At 37.7% G+C, this 17,111-nt stretch carries 14 protein-coding genes; 6 read left to right on the forward strand and 8 right to left on the reverse strand.

Translation table 11 applies throughout. The features are described 5' to 3' along the window. Positions 1 to 282 precede the first annotated feature (282 nt). Positions 283 to 744 carry a DUF29 domain-containing protein gene (locus CUN59_RS14785; RefSeq protein WP_104388564.1) on the forward strand — a complete coding sequence of 154 codons (462 nt, stop codon included), beginning with the start codon at positions 283 to 285 and terminating at the stop codon, positions 742 to 744. Between the two features lie 54 nt (positions 745 to 798). On the opposite strand, the gene CUN59_RS14790 is transcribed toward CUN59_RS14785, so the two are convergent. Next, a complete protein-coding gene (locus CUN59_RS14790; RefSeq protein ID WP_104388565.1) occupies positions 799 to 2,505 on the reverse strand; it encodes a serine/threonine-protein kinase in 1,707 nt (568 codons plus the stop codon). 84 nt (positions 2,506 to 2,589) lie between these two features. After that, positions 2,590 to 3,426, reverse strand: a complete 837-nt coding sequence (locus tag CUN59_RS14795) for an alpha/beta fold hydrolase (RefSeq protein WP_104388566.1) — start codon at positions 3,424 to 3,426, stop codon at positions 2,590 to 2,592. Between the two features lie 279 nt (positions 3,427 to 3,705). Here CUN59_RS14795 and CUN59_RS14800 point away from each other — a divergent pair, with 279 nt between their 5' ends. Continuing rightward, positions 3,706 to 5,238 carry a SagB/ThcOx family dehydrogenase gene (locus CUN59_RS14800; RefSeq protein ID WP_104388567.1) on the forward strand — a complete coding sequence of 511 codons (1,533 nt, stop codon included), beginning with the start codon at positions 3,706 to 3,708 and terminating at the stop codon, positions 5,236 to 5,238. 53 nt (positions 5,239 to 5,291) lie between these two features. Here the strand turns inward: CUN59_RS14800 and CUN59_RS14805 are convergent, their stop codons facing one another. Both CUN59_RS14805 and CUN59_RS14810 read right to left on the reverse strand, forming a co-directional pair. Beyond that, positions 5,292 to 7,712, reverse strand: coding sequence for a DUF3769 domain-containing protein (locus CUN59_RS14805; protein ID WP_104388568.1), 2,421 nt, complete (start codon positions 7,710 to 7,712; stop codon positions 5,292 to 5,294). Positions 7,713 to 7,819: 107 nt separating this feature from the next. After that, positions 7,820 to 7,936: a photosystem II reaction center protein I gene (locus CUN59_RS14810; RefSeq protein ID WP_104388569.1), complete on the reverse strand. Its 117-nt coding sequence runs from the start codon at positions 7,934 to 7,936 to the stop codon at positions 7,820 to 7,822. 116 nt (positions 7,937 to 8,052) lie between these two features. Here CUN59_RS14810 and CUN59_RS14815 point away from each other — a divergent pair, with 116 nt between their 5' ends. From CUN59_RS14815 to CUN59_RS14825, 3 genes are all read left to right on the forward strand, one after another. Beyond that, on the forward strand, positions 8,053 to 8,700 hold the full coding sequence (locus CUN59_RS14815; RefSeq protein WP_104388570.1) for a class I SAM-dependent methyltransferase: 648 nt from the start codon (positions 8,053 to 8,055) through the stop codon (positions 8,698 to 8,700). A gap of 234 nt (positions 8,701 to 8,934) precedes the next feature. After that, complete coding sequence (locus tag CUN59_RS14820; protein ID WP_104388571.1) at positions 8,935 to 9,447, forward strand: hypothetical protein; 513 nt, start codon at positions 8,935 to 8,937, stop codon at positions 9,445 to 9,447. A gap of 60 nt (positions 9,448 to 9,507) precedes the next feature. After that, entirely contained in the window at positions 9,508 to 10,395 is an 888-nt protein-coding gene (locus CUN59_RS14825) for a hypothetical protein (RefSeq protein WP_104388572.1), read from the forward strand. 108 nt (positions 10,396 to 10,503) lie between these two features. Here the strand turns inward: CUN59_RS14825 and lptC are convergent, their stop codons facing one another. The 3 genes from lptC to metG all read right to left on the reverse strand — a co-directional run bounded on the left by lptC (position 10,504) and on the right by metG (position 14,208). Further along, complete coding sequence (gene lptC, locus CUN59_RS14830) at positions 10,504 to 11,745, reverse strand: LPS export ABC transporter periplasmic protein LptC (protein WP_207765429.1); 1,242 nt, start codon at positions 11,743 to 11,745, stop codon at positions 10,504 to 10,506. Further along, entirely contained in the window at positions 11,745 to 12,374 is a 630-nt protein-coding gene (locus CUN59_RS14835; RefSeq protein ID WP_104388576.1) for a LabA-like NYN domain-containing protein, read from the reverse strand. The genes lptC and CUN59_RS14835 overlap by 1 nt, the downstream gene beginning before the upstream one ends. A 238-nt stretch (positions 12,375 to 12,612) precedes the next feature. Further along, the gene (metG, locus tag CUN59_RS14840; RefSeq protein ID WP_104388573.1) at positions 12,613 to 14,208 is read right to left on the reverse strand and encodes a methionine--tRNA ligase; all 1,596 of its coding nucleotides are present in this window, start codon (positions 14,206 to 14,208) and stop codon (positions 12,613 to 12,615) included. 849 nt (positions 14,209 to 15,057) lie between these two features. Here metG and CUN59_RS14845 point away from each other — a divergent pair. Continuing rightward, on the forward strand, positions 15,058 to 15,870 hold the full coding sequence (locus tag CUN59_RS14845; RefSeq protein ID WP_104388574.1) for an alpha/beta fold hydrolase: 813 nt from the start codon (positions 15,058 to 15,060) through the stop codon (positions 15,868 to 15,870). 170 nt (positions 15,871 to 16,040) lie between these two features. Here CUN59_RS14845 and CUN59_RS14850 read toward each other — a convergent pair whose 3' ends face one another. After that, the gene (locus tag CUN59_RS14850) at positions 16,041 to 16,430 is read right to left on the reverse strand and encodes a DUF1815 family protein (protein WP_104388577.1); all 390 of its coding nucleotides are present in this window, start codon (positions 16,428 to 16,430) and stop codon (positions 16,041 to 16,043) included. Positions 16,431 to 17,111 lie beyond the last annotated feature (681 nt).

Raw genomic sequence — 17,111 nt, forward strand, 5'->3', positions numbered from 1 at the left:
AGAGCATATCATAAGAATTATGAAAAAGTAATACTTACGATTTGTGGATTGGTTAGATTACGAATTGATTCTCTAGTTTTACCGAACTCATGATATGTTTTAAAAGTATGCAGATTATGAAATAACCATCAGCATTTTTTACGGGCTATACTAACACTAACTATCTCTAGCCCTCATGATTACATCAAGTCTGGCTGACATGAGAACATCCTCAAAGCCAGACACAGACTACTTTTTAAATTTTCGGACAGTTCTAATAAATAGTAAAATCCTCGCCAGGATATGGTTACATCAACACAACCAACAACTCAAACCTTATACGACCAAGATTATTACCTGTGGCTGAAAACAACTATTAATCAAATTCGCACAGGACAATTTTCTGCTGTTGATTTAGAGAACTTATTAGAAGAATTAGAAACTCTAGGAAGAAGTCAAAAACGCACAATTCAAAACTTATTAATTAATCTCTTTGAACATCTACTAAAGCTAAAATATTGGGATCAAGAAAGAGAACAAAGTCAAGGACATTGGAAAGGTCAAATTAGGACATTTCGCAGAGAAATCAAAGATGAACTTACAGATAGTCCTAGTTTAAAACCTTACATTTTAGAAATATTTGATGAATGTTATCGAGAAGCTAGAAAATTAGTCCGTGATAGATCACAACTTCCCATTGACACATTCCCTCTTATCCCCATTGGTTCTTTAGAACAAATATTAGATGAAAACTGGTTTCAGTGAAGATGATTAAGATGAGCGAGTTTTCAAAGATTCTCTAATTTCCTCCCCTGGCAATTACAAATTACTGGGGATGGTTTTAAATTTATCCTTTGCACCTAGAGAATAATCTTCTAATTTAAAATCAGCAAAAGGTTTTTTCTCTAATCTATCTCGTAAAGCTTCATCTAATATTACACCTGCATCTTGCTGTTTTACGCCAATGATAATAATACTGCGTTGATAAGCTGTAGAATCTTGACTTGCTTGGCAATCTTTTCTTTGAAATTGTCCTAAATTTAATAAACGGTATCCTTTAACGCTGTTTGTGTTACTAAATATCCGTTTTCCTAATAGTTGGATTTGTTTAGAACGTTCTAAAGCGCGATTTTGTTCAGCAGCAATATTACCTTCACAAGATGCTGTACCTACAGAAATAATCTCGTTAGGATTTTCCATAATTCTCTGGATACCTTCTGATTCTAAATTAGATTTTAAGGCATCCAGGTTAATAATTTGATCATTATATTTAACTTGGTATGTGCTACCTAATTGCCATTTATATTCCACTGATAAAACGGCAATACTAAATTCTGCCACTCTACCCTGACTATCTTTACCTTCTTCATAGGGAAAATAATCAATGTCACCTTTTTTGACTGGTACTTGTCCATAGTCGGGAGGTAAGGCAGTAAATCTATTATTTTTAAATCCTAATGCTATCCACCATAATATTAATAAAGAAACAATTAAAGCTGCAAACCAGGCTAATAAGGGTAATTTCTCTGGCTGCTGTTGGGGAGTAATAATACTACTATTAGTAGTTGTGGGACTGACTATTGCTGTTTTATCACCGCCACCAATATTTACGGCTATAGGACTATTTCCTGTAAGTTGATATTCAATTTCTGCTAATTTTTTGTAAATTTCTTCAGTATTGCGAGGACGTTTATTTACTTCTGTGGACATTAACCAATCAATAAAGTCTAATAATAATTGTGAAACGTGATCGGCATGATGTCGCCATTGTAAAATATCCAGATGGGGATCATATAATTGTCCAGGTTGATATCCCGTTAATAAAAATACAAATGTCCGTCCTAAAGCAAAGAAATCTGATTGGGGTATGGCTTGTCCTTGCATTTGTTCTGGTGGACTATAACCCGATGATGAAATTGCTGTCATACCGCCACCATTTACTAGATAGGTACGGGTAATTTCTCTAGCTGTGCCAAAGTCAATTAATACTAATTGTCCATCGGGACGAATCATAATATTTGATGGTTTAATATCTCGATGGAGATAATTTTGGCTATGAACTAAAGTTAATATTTCTAATAATTGTTTTAACCAGACTATGGCTTGATCTTCAGAAATGGGGCGGTTTTGTTGTTGCTTTAACCACTGTTCTAAATTGGGTCCATCAATCTTTTCCATCACCATACAATGTAATGGGATGTTATTTCTGGTTTGATAGGGAAAATAACCTTCGGCGATGGGAATACCGGGATGATTTAATTGTTCTAGAACATTTACTTCTTGTTGAAATAAAGAGATGGCTTTGCTATCATTAGCTAATTGTTCTTTCAGAACTTTGAGAATTTTTGGTCTGTCTTGTTCATAGGCTTCATAGACTTTGCTAAATCCAGTTTTGTCACTTAATAAACGTAAAACTCGATAACGTCCAATTAATTCTAATTGAGAACCACAACTTTGACAAAAGCGGTTTTCGTCGTTATCTGGGTGGTTAGGTTGGGGACAAACTGGATTAATACAAAGACTCATAATAGGGAATAGAAAGGGTAAAGGGTAAGAGGTGAATATTTATGTTTAATGTTGTTTTGTAGCAATTAGCAATTTAAGATTATCTCATGTTTGTGTTGCTAAGAATGCGGCGACTGTTTGGTTAAATTCTTTGGGGTTAGTTAAAAATGGCCAATGATTTCCGGGGACTTGACGAATGAGCAAATTATTGAGATTGGTTTTATAGGGTTGAATTTGCCAATTTTGGCGGTTTACACCTTTTTCTGGTTGTATAAGGAGGGCGGGTGTATCAACTGGATGGATAAAACCTGGAACATCCAGCACTTGATCAAAAATGCCATCACGGGCGGCAATGGTAAATTTGCTACCCCATGTCCCATCGGCTTTTTGTTCTATTCCAGCCTGAAAAACTTGCTGTTGTAAGGAACTCCAATTTGCATATTGGCTGAGTTGTTTAATTTTTTGTTCCGCTTCTTCGTAACTAGCAAAGGGTCCCATGGTTTTGAGGAAAGGGAGAACACTATACAACAAGGGAAATGTGATTTTGAAGAACCTAGGCATTTTCCAGACGAAAATGGGATCTACCAGTGTGATACTTTTTAATCGGGCTGGGTTAGTTCTAGACCAAATAGCGGCGAGTTTTCCTGTCCAGGAGTGACTAACGATATGAGCCGCAGACCATTCCAGTTTATCCATTAACGCTTCCAAATCAGCGATCGCACTTTCAAAACTATAATCCTGGGTTGGCTTACTACTCTCCCCATGACCGCGCATATCTGGTGCAACTATATGGTAATCTGCGGCTAAATCATCCCCTAAACTGCTCCAAACTAAGGCATTATCAGCCATACCATGTAACAGAAGTAATGGTTCATTACCCTGTTTCCATTCTAAATAAGAAAGCTGAATATCACGGGTTGATAGAGTTTGACGTACAGGCATAATTTGATAAATTTTCTCCAGAACAGGTGACTGGCAAGTTTAGCAGAAAACCTTGATTGTTGGGTGTTAATTTTGCCAGTATTCAGCTTTTGAGGATAATACCAAAAATCACTTCTTGATCATCTACTGATTGATCAAATATGCTGACTCCTGACTTCTGACTCGGTGCATTCTTACGTAATTTTTAATTTTGATGATTGTACTCATGTACACGAAATAATAGAGGTAATAAATGCCAAGATCAATAGTAGGACTACTCTAGGATATTATAAAATTACTATGCCAGAAATATACCAATCCATAGCCCAACACTATCACGACCGAACTAAATACGATCCCCAAACCCTGGCGGCTAAAAGTCATAATTTAAACTGGGCTAAACAGCCAGTACCGTTCAAAGAATATAAAATAGGCTCTGATATTGACCTTAAACCCTATCTGCAAGAAACAGCAACAGCTTTTACCGATAACTCAGACGCGCAGTGGTGGTACAGACTTTCTCAAATATTATTTCACAGTTATGGACTCACAGCGAAAATGCCTACTATGGGTAGTGCTGTATACCTGCGTTCTGCCCCCAGTGCGGGAGGACTGTATCCGGCTGAAGTATATTTAGTTTCTCGCGGTACACCATTATTAGCCCCTGGACTTTATAACTATCAATGTCGCACTCATTCTTTAATACACTTTTGGGAAAGTGATGTTTGGCAATCTTTACAAAACGGTTGTTTTTGGCATCCTTCCCTAGAAAGTACCCAATTAGCTATTATTACTACTGCGGTTTTTTATCGTTCTGCTTGGCGTTATGAAGATAGGGCTTATCGGCGAATTTTACTTGATACTGGCCATCTTTTAAGTAATATTGAGTTAGGTTGTAATATTGCAGATTATCGCGCTCATTTAATCGGTGGTTTTGCAGATGAAGCTGTTAATGATTTAATTTACATTGATCCAGAACAGGAAGGAACAACTGCTGTTTTAGCCTTAGCTGATTTATTAGATATTCGTCAAAACCTACCTTCAGGACGTACAGTTTTACCTTCTAGCACTGAAACTGATTATCCATCTATTCCTGATGGTGAACTCCTTAAATATTTTCATTTACATACCCAAATTCCAGAGAGTACAAGTGGCAAATTAAATTTACCAACTGTACAACCACAAAAGTCTTTAGAAGACAAATATAATTTCCCTTTTTGTGAAAAAGTTTCGACTCGTACCACACCTATTTATTGGGGGAACAATTTAACAGAATTATCGAACACTATCTATAAACGCCGTTCCACTCGTGCTTATAGTGGTGATGAATTAAGTTTTGATGAACTCAAAGCTTTATTAGATTTTACTTATCAACCACAAAACTACATTGATCAAAATTTAGACCACCATCCAGATCATTTCGACTTGAATTTAATAGAAACATTTATTGTTGTTTCTGGAGTTCAAGGACTAGATACAGGCTGTTATTATTATGCACCAAAAGCCCAAGAATTACGGCAAATTCGCTTTAAAAATTTCCGTCGAGAGTTACATTTCCTCTGTTTAAATCAGGATTTAGGTAGGGATGCAGGGGCAGTATTATTTCATACTGCTGATTTAAAAAGTGCGATCGCTCAATATGGTGATAGAGTCTACCGTTATTTACATCTAGATGCCGGCATTTTAGGACAAAGACTCAATTTAGCTGCCATTCGTCTCAATTTAGGTGTTAGTGGCATCGCTGGCTTCTTTGATGATCAAGTAAACAATGTCTTGGGTATTCCCATTGACGAAGCAGTTATTTATATTACTACCCTAGGAAAGCCTAGATAGGGTTTGGTGAATAATTGAGGACCGTGGAAAGTTAACGGTTCCCTGTTCCCTGGTCAATTATCTTGACGGACTACACCACCAACAACAGATTTAACTCTGCCATCAGAAAATGGATCTGTGCCACCTAGCCAGTTAAAATCACTAATACGAATACTAAAAGCACCTAGTTCTAAGATCGGATTATAACGCAACGTAATCCCATAGGTGCGACGGCTATACTCAAATATATAGTCGGTGCTGATTGCTTTGCCTGTATCCAGATTAATAGATGTTTGCAAACTTAATCGGAATGGCCCATAAATTTGTTGAGAAATTCCTGCACTCAATACTTTATTATCCACTGAACGGTCAAAGAAAAAGGGAGATAAACCGCTATTAAATCCTTGGGAGTAGCTGACGTTGAAGGCGGTATAATCCAAGTAAGGGCGGGAAAAATGGCCGACTTGTCCGACTAAACCGATAGTAGCAATCAAAGTGCTTTGGTTATCACCGCTACTATAATAACTAGTAGTTCCAGTTACTCCAGCGATCGCTTGCAAATAGGGTACAACCACATTAGGCGTATATTTTAACCCCTCATTGGCTGTACTAGCTAATGGTTTTCCCTTCCACAAATTGATACCACTACTTAAAGCCACACTTCCTTGTAAGCGACCTAGAGAAATACGATCATTTTTTCGCACTAGGGAAAGTAAATCTTGGCGGTCTGTATTTGCATCTATATATTGAGCGCCGGCTTGATAACTGAGATTGATACCGCTTGTACCTAACGGAATAATAGGAGAAGTGATAATACCGCCAATACTACTTTGTACCGTTTGATACCCCAGACTTCCATTGTACAAGAGATCGCGGTAACTAGATTCTAAACTCACAGTATAAGGATTAATATTACCTAAAGCATGACGTAAACGCAAACTCCCCTGCAAATTATTTTCCAAATCATTAAAATCAAAACTTGTCAACTCACCCCTTCCTTCCACAACAGTTTTTGCACCCAAACTAGCATTGAGTTTAGTATTTACACCAAATAAACTGGCGAAATTTTTTCCCTTTTCTGTCGCCCTTTGCAGATAAAATTGAGGTGTGACAATCCAGCGTGTTTGATTATTACTAATAGCCTCAAAACTTCGTTCTACAAACACACCACCCCGTCGATCCTTATCAAAACCAAAAGAAACAACAGTCGGATTTATTTTTTTTTGTCGTCTATCTATTTTGCGATTATTGATAGGAATAGGGATCTGAACATTCTGATCAAAAACCAACCGTTGACCCTGGGTAACAATTCTATCTATCAACGGTGCCTCTCGCGTCACCGTCACCTTATCAGCCCTAATTTCTAATTCTGGGGGTGAAAAAGGATCATTAGTAATTCTTGCATCTTGGGCTTCAAAACCTCGCGGATAAAATTCAATTCGTTGGGCTTCAAATCGTAACCGCTTCACTTCACCACCAAATGTTGGTGAACTCACATTTTTCGCCCCAGATTGACCACTGACACCTGATTGTATTTCTCCTGGACTATTAACATCAGTAATCGGCTGATTAGCCCGTACTCGACTACTCAAAGGACTACCAAGTACACCACCTGCGGTCACATCCGTAGGTAGAGTGGAGGAAAAAGCAAAATCTGTTCCTGTGGTGGGGAGATATAACTCACCTTTACCATTTTCTAAATCCCCACTATCTTGAATAAAATTATAAGTAAAACGTTCTCCTGAGAGGATTTGATTACCTCTAGTTAAAACAACATTCCCCTCACCCACCGCCATCAAATTATCCAAACTGATTTGTAGACTATCGGCATTAATAACCGCCTCATCAAATCTGACCACTACCTTACCTTCAGCAGTGACAATGCGACTTCGTTCATCGTAATCTTGGCGATCAGCAGTTACTTCTAAAACTCGGACAGGTGCAACTATAGTCTTTTCTATTGTCGGGGTCGGTGATACAGGGGTAAATTCTATTTTAGTTGGCGGTTTATTTTCAGGATTACGCAGTTTAAACTCAATAATATTTTGAATAGGTACAATGGGAGATTTCTTTTTCCCCACAGATAGATAAAGTTTGCCACCAGACTCCTGTAAGTTCACACCACCTCCTACCACTGAAGAGGTTGATACTTCTGGTAAAACTGGCTTTTTGTCTGTAGTATGATTTAATTCACCATCAGATTCAGTTTTCTGTGGTGAAAATTCTCGCCGTAAATTTTCTAGCGTAGATAATGGGGAAAAAGTCTTCTCCTCCAAATTTTTAATTTGATCGCTATTATTCAGGAAGGGGCTGAATTGCTTTCTGAATAAAAACCTCCTGCCTTCTGCCTTCTGCCTTCTGCCTCCCTCATTCTCTACTATCAGTTTTTGCCGATCAGTTTTAATCTTAACCACATCCTTCTCAGCCAGATGATAGACATGGTGAGAATATTCAGGATTAGCAGGTGGCTGAGGGGGTAATACTGGGTAAAACATATTTTCAAGCAATCATGCTAACCAAATAAAGAAAAATAGCCAGAAGGTGGAACTACATATTATCCTCTACCTTCTGAGCCGTTGTGGGTAGATTTGTGATCTGTGTTTTATTCTAGATCCCGACGACCAGGGTTACGGGCTGGGTCATTGGACAAAAATCCGAATACAAAAATACTGACAAAGAACGCTACAACTATATAAACAGCGATTTTTAAAGTCACCATAGAACTAACTCCCAGGGGTTTGACAATAGTAAGGTAAAGATGTACTTTCTGCAATGCAGAATATATATCTAACCTATCTTACCTGGATCTTGTACCTTTTGCGAAATCAGCGGACTATGCTACTTCAGCCCAATCAACGCATTAAGTTAGACGACTCAGATGATCAATTATTCTATAGTTATCCTCGCCTTGTTACTCATGTAGATGCAGAATTTATTCAACAACTAACAGATTTATATCGTCAGCGACTTAAACCGAATACACGGATTCTTGATCTGATGAGTAGTTGGGTATCCCATTTACCTACAGATGTGGATTTTGCCCACGTGGAAGGCCATGGACTTAATGCCGAAGAACTAGCCCGAAATCCCCAATTAAATCATTATTTTGTCCAAAATATTAACACCCATCTCCAATTACCTTTCCCAGATCAAGACTTTGATGCTGTGATTAACTGTGTTTCTGTACAGTATATCCAGTATCCAGAGGCCATCTTTTCGGAAATACATCGTATTCTTAAACCTGGTGGCATAGCAATTATCAGTTTTTCTAACCGGATGTTTTTTCAAAAGGCCATTCAAGCCTGGCGAGATGGTTCAGAAGCTTTGAGAGTAGAATTAGTCAAAAACTATTTTGTCTCTATACCAGGATTTACAACCCCAGAAGTGATTTTTCAAAAGTCAATCGCACCAAATTTATTACAATGGTTGGGAGTACCGGTCCGAGATCCCTTGTATGCTGTCATCGCCCATCGTTTACCATAGTTGATTAGACATCTGGTGGTAATTAAATGTGCATAACCACCAAAACCTTGCAGGGACAATTCATGAATTGTCCCTATGATAATTTTCTATTGGTGAACGGTTGACTGCCGCCTCTTGCCCCTTGCCCGTCACCTTCTCCCACCAAATAGTTATTTAAAAGTAAATTTTCTAGGTTGTAATTAAAACTAGAGTGATAATTGCCTCACACGCTCAAGTATCAAGGAGAAACCAAAAATGCTTATCAATCGTGGGCAAAGAGTTTTAACGGCTGTACTCCTATCAATTATACTACTGACAACGGCTTGTTCTTCGGCAAAGCCACCCAGTCGTTTTGATCAGGTACAAAAGGAAAGTACCCAGAAAAAAAGTGGCCAAGCTGTCGTTAAAAATGCTACTCAAGGCAGTAAATTAAACGATTTCTTCCCTAAAGGTGGAAATGGTTATGATCGGGTATTTACCCAGGAGAAAAAAGGCTTTTCTGGTGCTAACTTGAAAAAAGACGGCAAAGTATTAGCTGAATTAGCTATTTCTGATACTAGTAGCACCCCAGGAACAGCATCTAAGTTTGCCAATAGCACTAAGAAAATCGGCGGTTATCCCGCAGTGGAAATGGGTAAAACCCAAACTTCGGTGTTGGTGAATAAGTACCAAGTCAAAGTTATTTCTAAAAGCCCAACTTTTACAGCCAGCGATCGCGCCGCATGGATAGAGAAATTTAATCTTAGTGGTTTAGCAAGTTTGAAATAGGCTAACCGATTTCCTCGCTAATAATTGACGTTAATACAGAACATAGATAAGGAGACTTTTGTGAGTAAACCAATTTTCGAGTTAGTTGATGAATTACCTACCAGTGGCTTGACAATTTCTTTATTAAATGCTTTAGATTTTGTTGCTCCTGGTGAATGGAATAATACTGTTGGTTTTGTCAATACTATTAAAACCGTTACTGGTGAAGATGACGAAAGCTTAATCCAACAAATTGGCGAACGAGCCATTTATCTATTTAATGACAAATCCCAAGGATATCAAACCGCTCTGTGGCTATATCAAACCGTGGACGGTACAGATAAAGCTTTGGGTGCAGCAGCTTTAGCTAATAAAGTCGGTGAATCTATTCCCTTATTAGGTTTTTTAAGCTCTATTACTCCTAAAGCAGACAAAGCCCAAACTATTGATCTCACCTTAAAAATAGTGGCTGAATTAGTTGCTTTTTGTCAAATAAATGGTATTCCTGGCGATAGCATCGGCGATTTTGTCTCATCTTTAGGTGAATATGCAGGAGAGTCTTTGATCCGCATGGTGGCATTAATTTGTGTGGATGGTTTATTACCCCTTGGACCTGATTTTATTGATAAATCATTATCCATGCTTAGTCAAATGAACCCCCAAGAGTTGAAACAAAATTCCACTTTTAGCACTATCCAAGATGCAATTCCTGGTGATGGTATTGGTGGAAAACTTGATTTTTTGGGTAATAGTTTAGATTCTGTTAAAGGCTGGATGAATGGTATTGTGAGAGCTAATGCTTTAACCGCCCAAAGTGTTCTAGGACATTGCAAAGGTTTTATTGATTTTGCTGATGATAAGTTAGACTATGTAGCCGCCTTTTTAGATGTGTCTACCAATTACTACGAACACACAGGTACACAAACTTTAGCCCGTCGCTTAATTGAACGTGCGATCGCTGAAATCTAATTTACAGTAAGGGAAGGGAGAGCAGGGGAGTAGGGGAGCATGGCAGAAATTTTCTTTTTGCTTCTTTCTTCTTTATTTCTTCCTCCTGAACTCCTGCCTCCTGAATTCCTACCTTCCTTCTTGGGGAATAATTTCGGTTTCTACTCTGCGTCCAGAATTGCTACCTTTAACAACAATATTTTCTGTGGCTAAATTACCAAGGGCGGTTTCTCCTTGAAAAGTTAATTGTGGTTCAACTTGACGATAAACTACATTGCCTTGGGCTTCTAACAATTTTTTATCTAAATCCCACTTTAGTTGATTTGATTTTAAAGATTGACGACGTTGCCCAACTGCATTGACATTACCTGTGAGATAGACAATATTTTTGGGTATTTGCATTTCCCCTTTATTAGCAGTCACAGTTATATTTTCCGCAGCCTGGAAGACGCGCACAGGGGCATTAGTGATGATATTTTCTTGGTTAATATTCCAGGTAATTGAGTTACTGGTAATTTGCATTAGTGGATCCATTAACTCTAATTTAGCCTGGGGTTGAAGAGTCGCAACTTTGGTTTTTAAGTTAATTTCAGCCGTATTACCGTTACCACGTCCAGTAATTTTGTTATTTTTGTATTGGATGATTTGGATGGGGCGATCGCTAAATAATTTCTCCTCTTTAATATGCCACATTAAATGCTCAGTTTTTATTTGCAATTGTGGAGCTGTAGATTGTGCTACTACTTCCTGGGAAAATTCTACCCTTTGTTCACGGGTTTTTACCTTGGCTTCCTGGGCTACAGCTTGTAATTGTTTATGACTACCATTTAATTGATTGCGGACAATTAATAAATCCTCTTCAGGCCGCCATTCTAACTCATTACCTTTTAACACAATCCCATTACGGGGATCAGTTGCTACAATTTTACCTTGAAGAAATAGTTGCTTACCATCTTGCTTAATGTCAGCTTTTTCTGCTTTGATTTGGTAGACAACTTTTCCATCTTGGTAAAGTTCCCCTTCAGGATTTTCGGCCTGACCGATTTGTTTTTCTGTTGTGTATTTTGCTGCCTTGGCTTTAACTTGCCAAATTGGCTTACCTGTCTCATCAAATTGTTCTAAAACTACACCAAAAAAAGTTAATTTAGTGTTGTCTTCTGGAGGTGTTGAAGCAGCATTTTGAGATGGGGTAGATGATGGATTACTGCAAGAAGATAAACAGATACCCAAGCAAAATATTAAAGGCAGATAAAACAAATTAGTGGTAAATCTGAGGCCAGAAAATGAATAGAAGCGGGGAGAATGATCTTTACTTCCCCTCTGATGTTTTGAACCTTGTCTTCCATTCTCCCTACCTTGTGAATCTTTCATTATTCTGGAACTTCTAAGTGTCTATCACTATCTCTAGGATCATCTAAAAATCCCATACTCGACAATGGCCGATATGGATAACCTTGACGGGGGGTTTTTTGAATGTCTTCTTTGATAGCTTCTAAATCAATATAGCGATCGCTCACGTTAATTAAACTATCACTAGTCATAGAACGCAAACTCACTACCTCTACTCTAACACCACGATAGCTCACGGAATTAACAGCATAGGCTAAATCGCCATCACCACTAACTAAAACTGCAGTATCATAGGAATCTACCAAAGCCATCATATCAACGGCGATTTCTACATCTAAGTTAGCTTTTTTAGAACCATCTGGCAGTTGTACTAAATCTTTAGCAATTACACGATAACCATTACGACGCATCCACAATAGAAAGCCCTGTTGTTTTTCATTAGTTCGATCTACTCCTGTGTAGAAAAAAGCCCGTAACAGTCTTGATCCTCCAGTTAACCGGCACAATAATTTAGTGTAATCAATTTCGATTCCTAATTGTAGTGCCGCATAAAATAAGTTTGAACCATCAATAAAGATAGCCACCCTACCGCGATTTTCTAAAACTTGTTCTGGCGTAAAAATTGAGTCGTTTTCTAAATTGTTCAGCATTGTTGTCATACCTTGTGTTGTTATCCCTGTTATGATAGATATTTCTAACTACATACTTGTTAGAATGTCTTATGATAAGAATTCAGGAGTTCAGGAGTTCAGGAGTATGGCTAGCGCCACGCTACGCTATCAGAATGAAAGATAAAAAATATTTTTCTTTTATCTTCCCTGTTCCCTGTTACCTGTGCCCCGAATTCTTTAGTTTTTGAAGAAAGTCGCAGTTTCCAAAAATGTTTGATTATTTTGATGTTTCTATCCGTTTAAAAACTGGTTTGGGTGTCCCCAATAGTTGTTGATCGGATAATATTCCCCAGGTTGAGTGGGTACAAAAAGGAGCTAAATTTGCACTTTCTTTTTGTTCGTTAAAATTGATTCCCCAGCCTAATTGCTGATAAATATCACTACTGATATTAGGAATAATTGGAGATAGAAGATAAGCTGCTAGTCTTACAGATTCCAGCACCGCATATAGTACAACTTCTACTTCTTCCTGTTTACCTTGTTTATATAATGACCAAGGGGCTTGATCATCAATAAATTTATTGCTGGCTTGTACCAGGGATAAAACATAGTGACAGGCTTCATTAAAAGCTAATCCTGTATACGCTTGCTGCACCTTGTCCCCTAACTCTAACCCCATCGCTTTTAAAGGATTTTCAGCCGGAATTGCTGATGGGTTAATAGATGGAACTTGACTGACACAGTATTTCTTCACCATGTTTAAAGTGCGATTTAACAAATTACCTAAATCATTAGCTAAATCTGCATTTAAAACATTAATGAACCTAATTTCATTAAAATCTCCATCTTTACCAAATTCGATTTCCTTAAGGAAGTAATAACGAACGGCATCGCTACCATAATTTTCCACTAAGGCGATAGGATCTAAGGTATTACCTAAAGTTTTCCCCATTTTTTGCCCATCTTTAGTCAAAAAACCATGGCCAAACACTCTCTCCGGTAAAGGTAAACTTGCGGACATCAGCATTGCAGGCCAGTAAACAGCATGAAAGCGTAAAATATCTTTACCAATTAAATGCAGGTTCATCGGCCACCATTTCTGCAAAGCATTGGCTAAGGTTGGTTCTGCATCCGGTTCTAGTAATGCTGTTACGTAGCCTAATAAAGCATCAAACCATACATATAATGTATGTTGAGAATCCACAGGTACGGGAAAACCCCAATCTAAATTTACCCGCGAAATCGAAAAATCCTGTAAACCTTGGGCGACAAAATTAAATACTTCATTCCGTCTGCTCACAGGTTGGATAAAATCTGGGTGAGATTGGTAAAATTCCTCTAACTGGGTTTGATACTTCGATAACCGGAAGAAATAGTTCTGCTCATCTCGCCATTCCACTTGTTTGGTAGTATGGATTGGACAGCGTTTGTCTTCGAGTAAATCCCGTTCTTCCTTAAATTCTTCACAGGAAACGCAGTACCAACCTTTTTGTTCTCCTTGGTAAATGTCACCATTTTCCCAAACTCGCTGGAAAAACTCGTTAACTATCGCTTGGTGACGGGGTGCTGTAGTCCGACTAAAGCGATCATATTGAATGTCGAGTAAATCCCACAAGCTGAGAAAACTGGGGACAATTCCATCACAAAAATCTTGCGGTGGTTTTCCTAAAGTGGCCGCTGAACGCTGAATTTTTTGCCCGTGTTCATCTGTCCCTGTAATTAGTAGCACTTGATTTCCTAACAAGCGTTGAAATCTGGCTATGACATCCGCCGCTATGGTTGTATAAGCACTGCCAATATGGGGAACATCGTTGACATAGTATAGCGGTGTGGTCAGTGCAAAAGTTTTTTCTGTTTTATTCACTAGATTCATGGACAATAAAAGCAAATTATTAATCAGTTTTCTCTCTTAATAATCTAGATTATCTAGACAAAACTACGCAATTATATAACATTGCTACTGTTTTTTTCAAACTACCTCTTAATCCTAACAAATTTAGGGGCAGCAGAATTCTTTAATCACGTCTATAAATCCATCTGATTTCTTGAAAAATCAGAGAAAGTTGTTAGTAATAATATGGTAGAACCTGTTTCTTTCGTTGATAGTCACACAAAATACACTAATCGAAACTTTAGAAATATAGCTAATTATGTAGATATAATTCAGCATGGCAAATTCTCCCAGTGATAATTGACGAGACATTTGGGTTTAATAGTCAGGATTTTTCCAAATGATTTTTCAACAAAATCTCTCACTTCACAAACTTTCTCACTTGTTAAGTCCTGATTATTGATTTTTGAGATTAACTATTGACTGACATTTCTATAAGAAGATATGTAAGTTTATAATGTAGGACTTACGCACAAAGCAGAATTGTCAATAAATAATTAGTAGTGATATCAAGATGTATCACTAAGTTTATATAGCAATCATATTTGATTTAAGTTGATAAATCATTACGGAAGGCTATGATATTATCTACAATACCAATGTGGCATTATTGCCAGATCAGAGGATTTAACGCTTTTATATACTTATATATGATGAATATAAAACCCTATAAATTCTGTAATTAGGGTTTCAGAGTTGGTTATTTTTTATCTGGAAAGGTTGATTTTAGGAAGCAGGAAAATTATTCGCCAATGCCTCTGTTTTAATTCCCATCTGGATCGGGGAAACGGTACAGTTAAAGGTAGAATAGATTCACAAAACATCACGACAATGGCAACAGTTGCACCTAAACCTTGTTTTTTGACTCCCACACCAGTAAAATTAGACTCTCCACTATTTATCTATTTACCAGGAATGGATGGCACGGGCGAATTGTTACAAACCCAAATCCCCCAATTAGCTAAAGGTTTAGATATTCGTTGCTTGTCTATACCCAGAAATAATCTCACGACCTGGGATGTTTTAACGCAGAATGTTTTAGACTTGATTCATGCTGAATTGGAACAAAGTTCCCAACGACCCATATATCTATGTGGTGAATCTTTTGGTGGTTGTTTAGCAATGAAAGTAGCAGTCCAATCACCGCAGTTATTTAAACGCATGATCTTAATTAATCCAGCTTCATCATTGCAGCAACACCCTTGGTTTAATTGGATCACCCAGATGACTAACTTTGTTCCATCATCTTTATTTAACATAGGTGCATTGGGGCTGTTACCATTTCTGGCATCATTAGAACGGATTTCTCAAAGCGATCGCCTCATGCTACTCACGGCCATGCGTTCTCTCCCATCAGCAACTGTCAACTGGCGGTTGTCATTATTGCGAGATTTCCAAATAGATGCAAAGGAATTACAGCGCCTCACATATCCTGTTCTACTCGTTGGCAGTGGCAGCGATCGCCTATTACCTTCTGTTACAGAAATCGCTAGATTAGTAGATATTTTACCCCATACTCAAACCTGTATTTTGCCTAATAGTGGCCATGCTTGTTTGTTAGAAGAAAATGTCAATCTCTATCAAATTCTTAAAAATTACGATTTTTTAGCAATTAATAAGTACCTGAGTAAAGCAGAGTGCTGAATATTTCTCTTCCTCTTTCCTGTCACCTGTCAACTAGCAATACAGGCTGACAAACTAATTTGTCAGCCTGTATCATTAATACTACCAAAGTTATCAGAATATTCAGTACACTTATTCCCAACTGGTAGCAGGAAATAGCAAACTGAAATTTCGACATAGTTTCAACTTGATTATCGGTGGGTTTTGATGCTACCTACAGCATTCTGTAAAGTTACTTTCGCTTTGGGTGATGAATATTCACTATTTTTCACGTTTTCCATGGACTGTTTAACCAGAGTCGCTAATTCTTCTAGCTGATTAATTGCTTCTGCGCCTTCTAACTTCATTAATTCCCGATCATCACGCATTTCTGTCCAAGTAATCCCATAATCGGATACTAAAAAGCGAATTAGATGATTATCTCCCAAGCTAACCATAAAAGATGCGCTATTCATCTGATCGCCGCAAGTATAGCAAGAAGCCGGATAACCATGGCGTTCCAATACAACAGCCAAGGCTTGTAGGTTCATAACCAAATCTTGCACGAATTGTCTATGTTCATTTGCCAGTCTTAAAAACACTTTTCCCTCCAGACACCACAGTTGTTTGAGTTTTTTTATATTTTCTTTAGATTTTCTCATGAACCGGTACTGTAAAGTGTGCGATACAATTTTGATTTGTCCATGAGTTCTGTTCAGTAGTGATCTTGTTTAGGTTAGTGGATAACGATTGTTCAAGAAGTATCAAACTATTCAATTTTGCAGGTACTCGGATGGGATAGGTTAGCTAAAATTTACATATTTGCTGATCCTATATGCCTTAATTGTACTTGATGAAATTGATAAGGTCAGAGATTAACCTAAATTCACTCATAATCCAGTTATAGTCAAGTTCCTTCAGTCCATATCTGGAACTATTACGGGTGATTGAGAGCCAAATTTCGATGTTCCTTTCACTCTAACGCCTATTTTCGTTTGTTGTATTTTTATCTCCCGTGTAAATAAACCTCGGATTATAGCCTGTCCATAGAAATATGACAACTGTTGAATATACTGAATTAGATGTAGCTGATGGGGGACAAAGATAGGCAATAATTTCCATTATCTCAATATCTTCAAGGTATGTAGGTTGCGTTAGGAAACGCTACACGAACGTTGTTCATTTGTTATTTAATTTAATCTATCTTCATACAGAATTGGTATCAAAGACTTTCAAATCTATTACCTATTACTTACTATAGCAATCCTAAATGATACGTGAGA

Source organism: Cuspidothrix issatschenkoi CHARLIE-1 (assembly GCF_002934005.1).
GTDB lineage: Bacteria > Cyanobacteriota > Cyanobacteriia > Cyanobacteriales > Nostocaceae > Cuspidothrix > Cuspidothrix issatschenkoi.

Coding starts and splice junctions, on each gene's coding strand:
- CUN59_RS14785 (WP_104388564.1), top strand. CDS start 283: ATGGTTACATCAACACAACCAACAACTCAAACCTTATACGACCAAGAT.
- CUN59_RS14805 (WP_104388568.1), bottom strand. CDS start 7,712: ATGTTTTACCCAGTATTACCCCCTCAGCCACCTGCTAATCCTGAATAT.
- CUN59_RS14815 (WP_104388570.1), top strand. CDS start 8,053: ATGCTACTTCAGCCCAATCAACGCATTAAGTTAGACGACTCAGATGAT.
- CUN59_RS14820 (WP_104388571.1), top strand. CDS start 8,935: ATGCTTATCAATCGTGGGCAAAGAGTTTTAACGGCTGTACTCCTATCA.
- CUN59_RS14845 (WP_104388574.1), top strand. CDS start 15,058: ATGGCAACAGTTGCACCTAAACCTTGTTTTTTGACTCCCACACCAGTA.
- CUN59_RS14795 (WP_104388566.1), bottom strand. CDS start 3,426: ATGCCTGTACGTCAAACTCTATCAACCCGTGATATTCAGCTTTCTTAT.
- CUN59_RS14810 (WP_104388569.1), bottom strand. CDS start 7,936: ATGGTGACTTTAAAAATCGCTGTTTATATAGTTGTAGCGTTCTTTGTC.
- metG (WP_104388573.1), bottom strand. CDS start 14,208: ATGAATCTAGTGAATAAAACAGAAAAAACTTTTGCACTGACCACACCG.
- CUN59_RS14800 (WP_104388567.1), top strand. CDS start 3,706: ATGCCAGAAATATACCAATCCATAGCCCAACACTATCACGACCGAACT.
- CUN59_RS14790 (WP_104388565.1), bottom strand. CDS start 2,505: ATGAGTCTTTGTATTAATCCAGTTTGTCCCCAACCTAACCACCCAGAT.
- CUN59_RS14835 (WP_104388576.1), bottom strand. CDS start 12,374: ATGCTGAACAATTTAGAAAACGACTCAATTTTTACGCCAGAACAAGTT.
- lptC (WP_207765429.1), bottom strand. CDS start 11,745: ATGAAAGATTCACAAGGTAGGGAGAATGGAAGACAAGGTTCAAAACAT.